The 13693-nt window shown below is 35.6% G+C and carries 13 protein-coding genes; 7 read left to right on the top strand and 6 right to left on the bottom strand.

Features of this window, described 5'->3' with window-relative positions:
• Window positions 1-17: 17 nt before the first annotated feature.
• Complete coding sequence (locus RA0C_RS04830; RefSeq protein WP_004918251.1) at window positions 18-1178, bottom strand: GlmU family protein; 1161 nt, start codon at window positions 1176-1178, stop codon at window positions 18-20.
• Window positions 1179-1269: 91 nt separating this feature from the next.
• Window positions 1270-1524, bottom strand: a complete 255-nt coding sequence (locus RA0C_RS04825; protein WP_004918253.1) for a type B 50S ribosomal protein L31 — start codon at window positions 1522-1524, stop codon at window positions 1270-1272.
• Window positions 1525-1692: 168 nt separating this feature from the next.
• On the opposite strand from RA0C_RS04825, the gene RA0C_RS04820 reads away from it, so the two are divergent.
• Genes RA0C_RS04820 through RA0C_RS04805 form a run of 4 tightly spaced genes read left to right on the top strand, consistent with a single transcriptional unit; the run spans window position 1693 to window position 5468 of the window.
• Window positions 1693-3084 (top strand): hypothetical protein, encoded by a 1392-nt coding sequence (locus RA0C_RS04820; protein ID WP_004918255.1) that lies wholly within the window; start codon window positions 1693-1695, stop codon window positions 3082-3084.
• 12 nt (window positions 3085-3096) lie between these two features.
• Window positions 3097-3429: a nucleotide pyrophosphohydrolase gene (locus RA0C_RS04815; RefSeq protein WP_004918256.1), complete on the top strand. Its 333-nt coding sequence runs from the start codon at window positions 3097-3099 to the stop codon at window positions 3427-3429.
• Window position 3430: 1 nt separating this feature from the next.
• Entirely contained in the window at window positions 3431-4663 is a 1233-nt protein-coding gene (locus RA0C_RS04810; protein WP_004918258.1) for a 3-phosphoshikimate 1-carboxyvinyltransferase, read from the top strand.
• 4 nt (window positions 4664-4667) lie between these two features.
• Window positions 4668-5468, top strand: a complete 801-nt coding sequence (locus RA0C_RS04805) for an SDR family NAD(P)-dependent oxidoreductase (protein ID WP_004918260.1) — start codon at window positions 4668-4670, stop codon at window positions 5466-5468.
• A gap of 75 nt (window positions 5469-5543) precedes the next feature.
• Here RA0C_RS04805 and hchA read toward each other — a convergent pair whose 3' ends face one another.
• The 4 genes from hchA to pgi form a co-directional block, all read right to left on the bottom strand.
• Window positions 5544-6392, bottom strand: coding sequence for a glyoxalase III HchA (hchA, locus tag RA0C_RS04800; protein ID WP_004918262.1), 849 nt, complete (start codon window positions 6390-6392; stop codon window positions 5544-5546).
• 135 nt (window positions 6393-6527) lie between these two features.
• A complete protein-coding gene (locus RA0C_RS04795) occupies window positions 6528-7100 on the bottom strand; it encodes a Crp/Fnr family transcriptional regulator (protein ID WP_013446911.1) in 573 nt (190 codons plus the stop codon).
• A 4-nt stretch (window positions 7101-7104) separates the two neighbouring features.
• Window positions 7105-7989 carry a bifunctional 5,10-methylenetetrahydrofolate dehydrogenase/5,10-methenyltetrahydrofolate cyclohydrolase gene (locus RA0C_RS04790; RefSeq protein ID WP_013446910.1) on the bottom strand — a complete coding sequence of 295 codons (885 nt, stop codon included), beginning with the start codon at window positions 7987-7989 and terminating at the stop codon, window positions 7105-7107.
• A 39-nt stretch (window positions 7990-8028) separates the two neighbouring features.
• Window positions 8029-9666 carry a glucose-6-phosphate isomerase gene (gene pgi / locus RA0C_RS04785; RefSeq protein WP_013446909.1) on the bottom strand — a complete coding sequence of 546 codons (1638 nt, stop codon included), beginning with the start codon at window positions 9664-9666 and terminating at the stop codon, window positions 8029-8031.
• Window positions 9667-9846: 180 nt separating this feature from the next.
• Between pgi and glyA the strand changes: the two genes are divergently transcribed.
• The 3 genes from glyA (at window position 9847) to RA0C_RS04770 (ending at window position 13691) form a co-directional block, all read left to right on the top strand.
• Window positions 9847-11115, top strand: a complete 1269-nt coding sequence (glyA, locus tag RA0C_RS04780) for a serine hydroxymethyltransferase (protein ID WP_004918268.1) — start codon at window positions 9847-9849, stop codon at window positions 11113-11115.
• A 66-nt stretch (window positions 11116-11181) separates the two neighbouring features.
• Window positions 11182-11676 carry a regulatory protein RecX gene (locus RA0C_RS04775; protein WP_004918270.1) on the top strand — a complete coding sequence of 165 codons (495 nt, stop codon included), beginning with the start codon at window positions 11182-11184 and terminating at the stop codon, window positions 11674-11676.
• Window positions 11677-11765: 89 nt separating this feature from the next.
• Window positions 11766-13691, top strand: coding sequence for a polysaccharide biosynthesis protein (locus RA0C_RS04770; RefSeq protein ID WP_013446908.1), 1926 nt, complete (start codon window positions 11766-11768; stop codon window positions 13689-13691).
• The last annotated feature ends 2 nt before the right edge of the window (window positions 13692-13693 follow it).

Below are 13693 nucleotides of genomic sequence, written 5' to 3'. Positions count from 1 at the left end.
GGTTTTTCATAGTTATGTTAGTAATTTTCATAAATCCATTTAAGGATATTTTGGTCGTCTTCGGAGAAAGTTACATTTCGTCTTTGCATTACTTTTTCAGCAACTTCGTAGGCTTTTTTTAGATTAAACTTTTCATCTCCTCTTTGTCCGCCCCAGCTAAAGTTTTCTACCAAGTTAGGCGGAAATCCACTTTTAAAAATATTAGCAGCCACGCCCACAATAGTCCCTGTGTTAAGTTGGGTATTGATAGCCGTTTTTGAGTGGTCGCCCATAATCAGTCCACAGAATTGTAGTCCGCTATCTTCAAATTTCTTAGACTGGTAGTTCCAAAGCTTTACCGTAGCGTAGTTGTTTTTTAAGTTAGAGGAGTTGGTATCCGCTCCAAAATTACACCATTCTCCCACCACGGAATTACCTAAGAAACCATCGTGTCCTTTATTAGAATATCCAAAGAAAATAATATTGTTTACCTCGCCGCCTATTTTACAATAAGGTCCGATAGTAGTAGCACCGTAGATTTTAGCACCGAGGTTAAAAATAGCATTGTTACATAAAGCAATAGGACCTCTTAGGTTACAGCCTTCCATTACTTCTGTATTCTTTCCGATGTATATTTTCCCTTTTTGGCAGTTGATGGTAGCGTATTCTACACTCGCACCTTCCTCTATAAAGAGGTTCTCAGGGTTACCTAAAAAGCCATTGGTTTCAGAAAGAGGTTGAGAGGTTCTTCCTTTGGTGATGAGTTCAAAATCAAAATCTATCGCTTTATCATTGAATGCAAACAAATCAGACGGTCTTTTAAAAAAGGTAAGAGGTTCTGTAATATCCGTCATTTTCTCTATTTGTTTTAGAGAAAAATCTTTCATATTTACTCTTGCTGCTATTAGTTTATCTTCGTAAACGAGAGCCTCACCAAGTTTAAGATCTTTAATTTGGTTCAGTACATTTTCTGTAGGGATAAAGTTAGGAACTAAAAAAAGACTTTCTTCAGCCTGTGGCTTTGGGAATTTATTTTGTAAATAGTCTTCTGTAATATAAGCGGTGTGTTGAATGTCAAGTAGCTTTTGCCATCTTTCAGAAAAGGTAAGTATGCCACACCTCATTTCAGCGATGGGTCTAGTAAAAGTAAGTGGAAGGAAATTTCCCCAGTATTGGGCGTCAGAAAATACAATTTGCATAGGGTTAAAATTTTAATGATGGGCTAATTTAATTAAAAAAACCTTCCTAAATCAAATCTAGGAAGGTTTTAAAATATGTTTTGACAAAAAATTAGTTTTTAGCGAATTTTTTGTATTTGTTCATAAACTTATCTACTCTACCAGCAGTATCTACTAATTTTACTTTACCAGTGTAGAATGGGTGAGAAGTAGAAGAAATTTCCATTTTGATTAGTGGATATTCTTGACCTTCGTACTCGATAGTGTCCTTAGTTTCTGCAGTAGATTTGCAAAGAAACATTTCATCGTTACTCATATCTTTGAAAACAACTAATCTATAGTTTTCAGGGTGGATTCCTTTTTTCATTGTGATGATTTTTTAACTTTTTAATTTAATTTTAATAACTAAGCGGTGTAATGGCGTCGCTTTTTTACTATAAATTTTAGACTGCAAAAATAGAGTTTTTTTTTAATTCTGCAAAAACTTTTTTAGAATAAAAATTTCTATCTTTGAAAGGATTAAATATAAAACGAAATGAAATCAATCCTAGTAGGTATTGTTCTGTTAATGAGTTTGTTTTTGGTTTCTTGTAGGCAAGATATTGCTTTTGAAGAACCTTCTTTACCGTTGAGATTTTCTAAAGACACTTTGGTTTTAGATACCGTTTACCATAACACTCGTTCAGAAACCTATGCTATAAAGGTCTATAACGATGAAGATAAAGACATTAAAATACCTAGAATCCATTTAGAAAAAGGCAGTGCTTCTCCATACCGTATCAATGTAGATGGCAAGGCAGGGACTGATTTTGCAGATGTGGTACTTCGTAGAAAAGACAGCCTTTATATCTTCGTAGAAATAGCTCCAGTGGCAACTACCACAGAAATGGTGGTGGAAGACCAAATTTTGTTTGGTAAGAATGATAATCAAAAGGTAACACTACTTTCCGTAGTGCAAGATGCAGAGTTTTTTGTTTCAACTAAAGATAATCCTAAAATAATTACAGAAAACACGACTTGGAATTCTACTAAGGCTAAAATTATTTACGGAACTTTACAACTTGCAGAAGGCAAAACGCTCACAATAGAAGAAGGGACTAAAGTCTATTTTTATAAAAACTCGGGACTAAAGATTGCTAAAAATTCCGAGCTGAACATCAATGGAGCCTTCCAAAAGGAAGTCATTATGAGAGGGCATAGGAACGAGGCGAGATATGATACCATTCCTGCAAATTGGGACGGTATAGTGCTAGAACAAGGAGCAAGAGCTAATGTGAATTATGCCAAAATATTCGGTGGAAATACAGGAATTGAAGCCAATCGCGCCGAAGTAAATTTAAAAAACACCATTATCCATACTTTCCAAGATTATGGGATTAAAGGGATTAACGCTACGGTAAATGCAGAAAACTTAGTGATTAACAACTGTGGCTCGGCTAATATAGGCATCTTTAAAGGTGGAACTTACGATTTGCTACACGCAACATTGGCTAATTACTTTTCATTAAAATCTGTTTACACACCTTTGGGCATAGAGGCTTATAACGAATGGACTGATGCAAACGGTCAAAAAGTATATGCTCCGTTAAACCTTCAACTCAAAAATACCATTGTTTATGGAAAGGCGAATAATGCCATTGTTTTAAAGCCTAGCATAGGGCAAGTTTTTGATTATTCTTTCCAGAATTCATTAGTTAAATATGGCTCGGATTCGGGGTATAATTGGGACGGTAACGCATCGGTGGTTAATTCTATAAAGAATGAAGACCCTCTTTTCGTGAATTATTTTACCTCAAAAATGAATCTAAGATTACAAGATAAATCACCAGCTAAAGGCAAAGCCAATCTAACTTCAGCTCAGAAAGCACCAAAAGATATTACACAAGAGTCAAGAACCAACAACCCAAGTATAGGGGCATACCAATAATTAATATTCAAAATGGCTGAAATTCAACAATTACAGAATCAAGTAGATGAATGGATAAAGACTGTGGGCGTTCGTTATTTTAATGAATTAACGAATATGGCTATCTTATCCGAGGAGGTGGGCGAAGTGGCAAGGATTATTGCAAGACGATACGGAGAGCAAAGCGAAAAAGAAACGGATAAAACTAAAGATTTGGGCGAAGAATTGGCAGATGTACTTTTTGTAACACTTTGTTTAGCTAACCAAACGGGAGTGGACTTGCAGTCAGCATTTGACAAGAAGATGAAACTAAAAACCGAACGAGATGCCGAAAGACACGCCAATAATGAAAAGCTGAAAAAATAGAATGGAAAGCCTTTATTTAAAAAAATCGGAGCTTTTAGACCACCAAATCATTAGTATATCAGGTTCTAAAAGCGAGTCTAACCGACTTTTGATATTGCAAAGATTATTGGGAGATTTACAGATTAACAACCTCTCTAACGCCCAAGACACTCAGCTTTTACAAAAGGCTTTATACTCTAATGATGAGGTGATAGACATTCATCACGCAGGGACGGCAATGCGTTTTTTAACCTCTTACTTTGTTATTCAAGAAGGGAGAACTACGATATTGACAGGCTCGGACAGAATGAAACAACGCCCTATTGCTCCACTTGTGGAGGCTTTAAAGAGTTTGGGAGCAGAAATCACTTATCTTGAAAAGGAAGGCTGTCCACCATTAAAAATTGTAGGGAAGAAACTATATAAGAATGAAGTTTCTATTTCGGCGGAGGTTTCATCTCAGTTTATCAGTTCGTTATTATTGGTGGCTGGTTTTCTGGAAAATGGGTTGAAAATAGCTTTAGTTGGGCACATCACTTCTCGTCCTTATTTAGAAATGACTTTAAAAATGCTTTCCGATTTAGGCATCGAAACTGAATTTAAAGGTCAAACTATTGAGGTTAAACCATTAAAAAAAGAACTTGCAACAGACAACAAGGAATATACGGTAGAAAGCGACTGGAGTTCGGCGTCTTATTTTTATTCATTGGTGGCTATTGGGAAGAAGCAGGTGGCTTTAGAAAGTTTTAAGGAAACCTCTATGCAGGGCGATAAGGCTTTAGTAAAGATTTATAGGGATTTCTTTGGGGTAGAAACTCAATTTCAAAATGGAGAACGCTTAGTTTTAACACCTATAAAAGATTTTAAACAGCCTCTAAAAATTAATTTGGATATGAATGACTGCCCCGATATTGCTCAAACCGTTTGTGTAACGGCGGCAGCGTTGGGAGTTCATTTTCAAATAGAAGGTTTAGCTACGCTTAAAGTGAAGGAAACGGATAGGCTGGTCGCTCTTAAAAACGAACTTTTAAAGATAGGCTTAGAAACGGAAATTACTGAAGACTCCATCAAAAGTGCGAGGTTTTTCCAAGTGGAAGAAATCCCTTGTATTAAAACCTACCACGACCATCGTATGGCGATGAGTTTTGCACCGTATGCGTTGGTGGGAGATATAAAGATAGAAGACGCAAGTGTAGTAGAAAAATCGTACCCTTATTTTTGGGAAGATTTTAAAACATTATCAAAAGAAAAATAAAAGTATGGCGAAGCATAGAGTTATGGTAATTACAGGAACTTCTACTGGGATAGGGTTCTGTTTAGCAGAATATTTTGGCAAGAAAGGCTATGTCGTTTACGGATTGAGTAGAAAAACAGTAGAGAGTCCTTATTTTACTTCCATTGCAACAGATATTACCGAAAACGAACAAGTTAAATCAGCTATAAATCACATCTTATCAAAAGAAAAAGCGATAGATATTCTCATCAACAATGCAGGTATGGGGATGGTAGGAGCGGTAGAAGATGCGTCTAAAGAAGATATACATAAACTCTTTAATCTTAATTTGGTGGGGGCAGTTCAGATGATGACAGCAGTAACGCCAAGTATGAGGGAGCAAAAAGAAGGTGCTATCATCAATATTTCTAGTATAGGGAGTGAGATGGGCTTGCCTTTTAGAGGATTTTATTCAGCATCAAAATCTGCTTTGGATAAAGTAACGGAAGCGATGAGGTACGAAGTTTCCGAATGGAGGGTCAAAGTGTGTTCTTTGCATTTAGGCGACATCAAGACTAATATTGCCAATCACAGAGTGCAATCTCAAGTATCAGAGCCATATAAAAATACGTTCAATAAAGTTTACCAAGTGATGAACGCCCATGTGGACGACGGTACAGAGCCTATAAAAGTAGCTGAATATATAGAAAATCTTTTGACTAAAAAACAATGGAGAGCCCATTATTATTTTGGTAAGTTGGGGCAGAAGATAGGCGTACCTCTAAAATGGTTACTGCCACAAAACTTCTACGAAAAACTGATGAGAAAATACAATCAAATGGATTAGACTTTGGGAAGATTTAATTAAAAAACCATTTCTCAAGAAATGGTTTTGTATGAAAGATATGAAAATAGAAAAAAGTTATCTTAGTAGAGCTTCAGCACTCATTTTGCCGAAATTGTTCGCGGCTAGCGGGCTATCACCTGTTACTAATTTTCTATCAGTGTAGCATGCTCCTGAAATATCCTCATTAAGAATTTCTATGCCTAGAGCCTTTAGTTTTTCCCCGTAGAACCAAGGCATTTCTCCTGGTACATAGCCAATAGCAGGCGTTTGCGTATCTATAATGTCAGGGAAAGATTTTATTTTGTAGTCTTTATATGGGAAGTTTTCCGCAGGTTCATTATGTGCTGCTGCTAATAATGCTGCAGGGCCATGGCAAATAGCAAGTACAAATTTCTCATGTTGATATGCCCAATGGATTATCTTTTTTAAATCATCATTTGTTGGTAGTCCTAGCATAGCACCGTGTCCACCAGGTAAAAATACAGCTACATATTCAGTTTCGGAAGCCATATCTCCTGCTACAAATTCTTTTAAACTTTTAGGTGTTTCAAATTTAGTTTTATACTTTTCAAAAATACCTTTTACTGCTTCGTCTTCGGAAGGCATAGCCCACATTTCTAAAACGGCTGGTGCACCTGTAGGAGTAAATATTTCTGCCTCAAAGCCTGCTGCATCTAAATGTAGCATTGGTACTAAGGTTTCTACTGGGTGGTTACCTGTTGAAAACTTCTTACCATTTTGCATAGTCATATATTTTTCTTCAGTACACACTACTAGTACTTTTTTGTTTTTATCTGTATTAGCGTTAGGGTATTGGGTGAAATCGTAGTCGGTTTTTGGAGCAACGAACATAGATAATGATAGTGGAGAAGGCTCATAACCTACACCATCAAATACAGGTTGATTACTTAATTCTTGTGACATCTTTTTAATTTTTAGTGTTTAATATTAATTTCTTGTGCAAAGATAGATGGATGTGCTTAGAGGTCTAAGGATATAAATCACAAAAAAAGTGTGAGGTAAATCACAAGAGCAATTTTTATAGTAAGTTAAGTCTTACTATTCCTTTAAAGAAAGTCTGCTAAGAGTTTCTCTAGAAACGCCTAGATAACTAGCAATGGTTTGTTTAGGTAGTTTTTGTACTAAATGAGGGTATTGTTCTAAGAAATTTTGGTAGCGTTGTTTGGCAGATTGTGTTATAAGGGAAATGATGCGTTCTTGTAATGCAATATATCCGAAATTAGTTTTGATTCTGAAAAATCTTTCTAATAGAGGAAACTTTTGGCAAAGAATGTCCATATTTTGTTGAGTAATGGCAAGTACGCTACCGTTTTCTAAACATTCTATGGAAAGTTGTGTTTTTTGTTGCTTGTAAAATGCGGAAAAATCTCCAGTCCACCATCCACTAGAGGCAAACTGGAGAATATGTTCTTTACCATCTGTATCAAAGAAACTGGATTTGAAAATTCCTGACGCTACCCAATAAATTTCATTAGAAGTTTGGTATTCTTGTACTAGGAATTGTTTTTTTCTGATGTTTTTAACACTAAAATATTCCCAAATTTCATCAAACTCTTCCCTCGAAAGAGAGATGATTTCTCTGATATGATTTAAGAAGTGTTCCTTTTCCAAATGGTTAGTCTTTGTATATGGTGTGCTTGTAGGCTAATAGTGTGTTTTTCATTAGCATAGCTCTGGTCATAGGTCCTACACCTCCTGGTACAGGCGTAATCCATGAGGCTTTTTCAGCACAGCTGTCAAAATCTACATCGCCCGCTAGTTTATAGCCTTTTTCACTATCGTCATCTACTCTCGTAATGCCCACATCTATCACGATAGCTCCTTTCTTTATCATATCTCCTTTTAAGAAATAAGGGTCGCCTAAAGCAGTAATTACAATATCTGCATTTCTTGTAAAATCTTCTATATGAGGAGTGTAAGAGTGGGTAAGTGTTACCGTAGAGTTTCCTGGAAAATCTTTTCTTCCCATTAGAATACTCATAGGGCGTCCTACAATACGACTTCTACCGATAATAACACAATGTTTTCCTTTGGTTTCTATTTGGTAGCGTTCTAGGAGAGTAAGAATTCCGAAAGGTGTTGCAGGTAAGAAGGTATCCATTTCTAGAGCCATTCTTCCAAAGTTTTCTGGGTGAAAACCATCTACATCTTTTCTTGGGTCTATCGCCATAATGATTTTCTCCTGATCCATCTGTTTCGGAAGCGGTAATTGAACAATAAAGCCATCTACATCTGGATTTTCGTTGAGTTCTTTTATTTTTTCCAAAACTTCGGCTTCTGATGCCGTGCTAGGAAACTTGTGTAAAGACGACTGAAAGCCAACTTCTGCACAGTCTTTAATTTTAGAGTTAACATAAGCTTTGCTTGCACCATTATTTCCTACTAATATAGCGGAAAGATGAGGCAAACGCTTTCCAGATGCTTTGATTTTCTCTACATCTGCTTTAATTTCTGCTTTGATTTCTTTGGATATTTTTAATCCGTCTAAAATTTGAGCCATTACTATATACTTTTTATTAGATTTATTATGTGTTGAAGATTATCGGTTATCTTTAAAATAATTGATTAAACCATTGGTGGAACTATCGTGAGATTGGGTAACTTCTGATGATTTCAGTTCCGTTAAAATATTTCCTGCCAAAACTTTACCAAGTTCCACACCGAATTGGTCAAAACTAAAGATATTCCAAATAACGCCTTGAACGAAAATCTTATGCTCGTACAAAGCAATTAGTTGCCCTAAAGAGAATGGTGTAAGTTCTTTAAATAATAAAGAATTGGTAGGGATATTTCCTAAGAATATTTTGTGATTAAGAAGTGCTTTAATTTCGTCCTTACTTTTCCCTTGTTGTTCTAGTTCGGCTTTAGCTTCTCCCTCGGTTTTACCGAAAGCAAGGGCTTCGGTCTGGGCAAAAAAGTTAGCTAAGAGTTTTTCTTGATGGTCGGCTACTTTATTGCAAGATTGAGTGTAAGCAATAAAATCCGACGGAATAAGTTCTGTACCTTGATGAATGAGCTGGTAAAAGGCGTGTTGTCCATTAGTACCTGGTTCTCCCCATATAATAGGACCAGTTTGATACTCCACAAAATCTCCATTTCTGTCCACAGACTTTCCGTTACTTTCCATATCGCCTTGTTGTAGATAAGCAGGAAAACGGTCTAGATATTGCGAATAAGGCAACACAGCATAGCTGGTAGAAGCATAGAAATTACGGTACCAAACGCCAAGCAATCCCATAATCACAGGGATATTGTGTTCAAATTCAGTGTTTTTAAAATGATTGTCAGTGTCGTAAGCTCCTTTTAATAAAGCTTCAAAATTATCATAACCAATGGATAGCGTAATGCTAAGACCAATAGCACTCCATAAAGAGTATCTACCACCAACCCAGTCCCAAAACTCAAAAATATTTTCTTCCGAAATACCAAAACTTTTAACCGCTTCAATATTGGTAGATAATGCCACGAAATGTTTAGCCACCTCTTCTTCTTTTCCTGCTTTTAAGAACCATTCCTTTGCAGAAAGTGCATTGGTCATCGTTTCTTGTGTAGTGAAAGTTTTAGAAGCAATGATGAAAAGAGTAGTTTCAGGATTGAGGTTTTTTAAAGTTTCAGCCAAATGATTTCCGTCCACATTAGAAACGAAGTGAACATTAAGCCTTGTCTTAAAATGCTTTAGAGCAGAGCAAACCATTACAGGTCCAAGATCTGAACCTCCAATGCCAATATTTACTATATCGGTGATTTCTTTATCCGAAAAACCTTTGTGTTTACCTGAAATTACAGCTTCTGAAAAGTGTTTCATCTGCTGCAATACTTTCTGTATTTTTGGTTTGATATTTTCTCCGTCCACTATTATTTCTCTGTCGGAAAAATCCCTCAAGGCAGTATGCAGAACCGCTCTTTGTTCGGTTTCGTTGATTTTTTCTCCAGAAAACATACTATCTATCGCCTCCTTGAGTTTGACCTCCTTAGCTAGATTGATGAGTAATTGCTTGGTTTCTTCGTTAATGAGATTTTTGGAGTAATCAAATAGGAAATTCTCCTTTTTGATAGAAAACTCATTAAATCTATTAGTATTGTTAAATAGTTCTCTAAGATCAAAATCGTTTCGGTCAAAATGAGAAGTTAATTTTTGCCAAGCAGTTGTATGTGTGGGATTTATTTTAGGTAGCATATTATGTCATTTTAATTCTTGCAAATTTAAGAAAATATAGATTGATTTATCGCTTTTTTCTAAAGGTTGCTTAGTCTTTAAAAATAGTATTGTAAAAAATATTTTGAAAGTACACTATGAGAATGTTGGGATTTTATTAAATTTGGAACTTTATAAATTTAGATATTAAAAAGATAAAATATGAGAGATGTAATTTTTGATTTGATAGAGCAAGAAAGAGCACGCCAAACACATGGTATAGAGCTAATTGCTTCTGAAAACTTTGTTTCTGATGAAGTGATGAAAGCTATGGGAAGTGTTCTTACTAATAAATATGCTGAAGGCTATCCAGGAAGACGCTACTATGGTGGTTGTGAGGTTGTTGATGAAGTAGAGAAATTAGCGATAGATAGAGCAAAACAACTATTTGGAGTAGAATATGCTAACGTTCAGCCACATTCTGGTTCGCAAGCTAATGCAGCTATCTATTTAGCGTGTCTTAAACCTGGAGATACAATATTGGGATTAGATTTATCAATGGGAGGGCATTTAACGCACGGCTCGTTTGTCAACTTTTCAGGAATACAATACAATGCACAGTTCTATGGTGTAGAAAGAGAAACAGGGCTGATAGATTACGAAGCTATGCGTCAGAAAGCCTTAGAAGTAAAGCCAAAACTTATTATAGCAGGATATTCGGCGTATTCTCGTGATTTAGATTATGCTAAATTTCGTGAGGTAGCAGATGAGGTAGGAGCTACACTTTGGGCAGATATTGCACACCCTGCAGGATTGGTTGCTAAAGGTTTATTAAGTTCTCCGTTTCCTTACTGCGATGTGGTAACTACTACTACACATAAAACTTTAAGAGGACCTAGAGGAGGTTTGATAATGTTAGGTAAAGATTTTGAAAACCCTTATGGTCATAAAACGCCTAAAGGGGAAACCAAAATGATGAGTGCAGTACTAGATAGTGCGGTATTTCCAGGGATACAAGGCGGTCCGCTAGAGCATGTAATAGCGGCTAAAGCAGTAGCTTTTGGAGAGGCGATAGATGGTAAATTTGAAACCTACGCTAAACAAGTAGTGGCTAATGCAAGGGCTTTGGCTAATGCTTTAATAGATAGAGGGTTTGAAATCGTAGGTGGAGGAACAGATAATCATCTTATGTTGGTAGACCTTCGTAATAAAGGTGTTAACGGTAAGGAGACAGAAAAAGCCTTAGTAAAAGCAGATATTACTTGTAATAAGAATATGGTGCCGTTTGATGATAAATCAGCGTTCATTACTTCGGGCATCAGATTGGGAACTCCTGCAATTACCACTAGAGGACTTAAAGAAAACGATATGGATTCCGTAGCTGAACTAATTTCTAAAGTGGTTTCTAATCTTAATAATGATTCTGTTTTAGAAGAGGTTAAAAAGCAAGTGAATGATCTGATGTCTAGTAGACCGTTATTTCAGTACTAATTATTTTTAATAAGTGTAATATAATATTTCGGAGGTAATGATTTACCTTCGAAATTTTTTGCTTTGATGTTTATGGAGAAAAAATTGTTCACTTTTGACGAAATTAAACTAAAGATGGTAAATTATTGTACCTATCAAGACCGTTGTCATCAAGAGGTAGAGCAAAAAATGAGAGAATTTATGCTTATTCCTGAAGCTAAAGATGAAATCTTACTTTATCTCATGAGAGAGAATTTCCTTAACGAAGAGCGTTTTGCAAGAAGTTATGTGAGAGGGAAGTTTTATCATAAAAGCTGGGGAAGAAAAAAAATAGTAAGTCATCTTAAATTTAAAGGAGTGTCTGAAAAACTCATAAATATAGCTATGGAGGAAATTGATGAGGAAGAGTATCTTGAGGTACTGAATAAATTAACTGAAAAATATATCAATAGTTTAAAAAGTGGCACTGATTTTGAAAAAAAGCAACGAGCTGTTAGATACTTGCTAGGAAAAGGGTATGAATTAGATGTTGTTCAAATGTCTGTAAATCAATATTTTAATGGGAGGGGTAGTTCTTTATAATGAAAATAAATAAATGAAAACTGATTTTTAATATCTATGGGAATACTTGAATTTACTATCTTTGTGCGACAAATTAGTATGGTTGAAAAATGAACTTTAGTGAACTGAAAAATAAGATCTACGGAGGGGATAATATGATTAGTCTTTCTAATATTAGGTATTTGCCTAGATGGATGGTACTTCTCATAGATGTTTTGTTTTTGATAGTTTCGCTTATGTTGTCCTATGGGGTGGTGGGTAAACTGTCTTCTGTAAGTTATCCCTATGTACTTAGTATTTACCAGAAGTATGCGGTTGTCTTAGGTGTAAATATCTTTTTTATGTTCTTGTTTCGTACTTACTCGGGGATTATTAGACATTCCACCTTTGTAGATTTATCTAAAATTTTATTAGCTAGTTTTTGCACAGTTTTTACTTTAGGTACAGTTACTTACATATATTTTTTCTTTTTTAAACAGAAATTACTACTGTTTCCCATCCTTCTGATATATTTCTGTATTTCTTTTACGGTTCTCTTTGTTTTTAGGTTGGTAGTGAAGGAAATTTTTCAATGGGCAAAAGAATACAGGAGAAGCTACTTAAGAAAAAAAATATTACTATTGGGAATAGGAGAAGAGTCGGTTGCTATTGCAAAAGCGGTGATGGGTAATCCTTTTTTACCATACGAGGTCGTCGGGTTTATTACTGCTCGAAAGGATTCAAGGAAAGCCAAACTCTTGGGGAAGAGAATTTATACCAGAGATTTTTTAGAAAAGACTACCAGAGAATATTTAGGTATAGATGGAGTTTTAATTGGTAGTAATACAGCCTCAATAGAGGAGATTGCAGAATGGGTTAATTTGTTTTTAGAGAAAGATTTAAAGGTATTTAAATCTCCGACCGTTCAAAAGTTGAGAAATGATGGGAGTAATATTAAAAATTTTCAAATAGAAGATTTACTTAATAGAAAGCCTATCGTTATAGAAAATGAGGAAGTAAAAAAGAGGCATCATCAAAAATCGGTTTTAGTAACAGGAGGAGCAGGTTCTATAGGGAGTGAAATAGTAAGGCAAGTAGCACAGTTTGAACCTTCGTTAATAGTTGTTCTAGACCAAGCGGAGACTCCTTTACATGAGATACAGTTGGAGGTGGAGGAAAACTACCCTGATATCAAGTTTGAATTTATACTGGCTGATATAACTAATAAGGAAAGATTAGAGTCGGTATTTAAAGAATATAATTTTTCTATGGTGTACCATGCGGCCGCCTATAAGCATGTTCCTTTGATAGAAAACAATCCGCATGAAGCCGCTCTAGTTAATATTCAAGGAAGTAAGAACTTGGCACTTTTGTCTAGTCGTTTTAAAGTTAATAGGTTTGTAATGGTCTCCACGGATAAGGCTGTTAATCCTACTAATGTAATGGGAGCCTCTAAAAGAGCTGCAGAGCTTTTTGTGCAAGCTCTTCAAAATGAGGAAGATAATCAGACTAAATTTATTACCACTAGATTTGGTAATGTTTTAGGTTCTAACGGTTCTGTAATTCCTCATTTTATAAAACAAATAGAGAAGGGTGGTCCAGTTACAATTACACATCCTGAAATAGTAAGGTATTTTGTGACCATTCCTGAAGCGTGTGAACTTGTTTTACAAGCAGGAACTATGGGAAAAGGAGGAGAAATATTTGTGTTTGATATGGGGGAATCTGTGAAGATACTCAATCTTGCGCGAAGAATGATTAAATTGTCTGGTCTAGAGCCAGATGTAGATATAAAAATTATTTATACAGGTCTAAGACCAGGGGAGAAACTGTATGAAGAACTTTTGAGTGATGATACAAAAACCCTTCCTACGTATCACGAGAAAATCATGATTTCTAAGGACTCAGTTATGTTGTATGAAGAAATAGATGAATTAACATCTAGAATATATGAGAAAGCTAAAGGTAGAGATAAAGTAGAGGTGGTTAGAATTTTGAAGGAGATAGTTAGAGAGTTTAGAAGTAATGACTCGGTATTTGAATGTTTGGATAAATAGTA

The organism is Riemerella anatipestifer ATCC 11845 = DSM 15868, from assembly GCF_000252855.1.
Lineage (GTDB): Bacteria > Bacteroidota > Bacteroidia > Flavobacteriales > Weeksellaceae > Riemerella > Riemerella anatipestifera.
The sequence above is the reverse complement of the archived record's forward strand: the minus strand, read 5'-3'. Positions and strand labels throughout refer to the sequence as shown.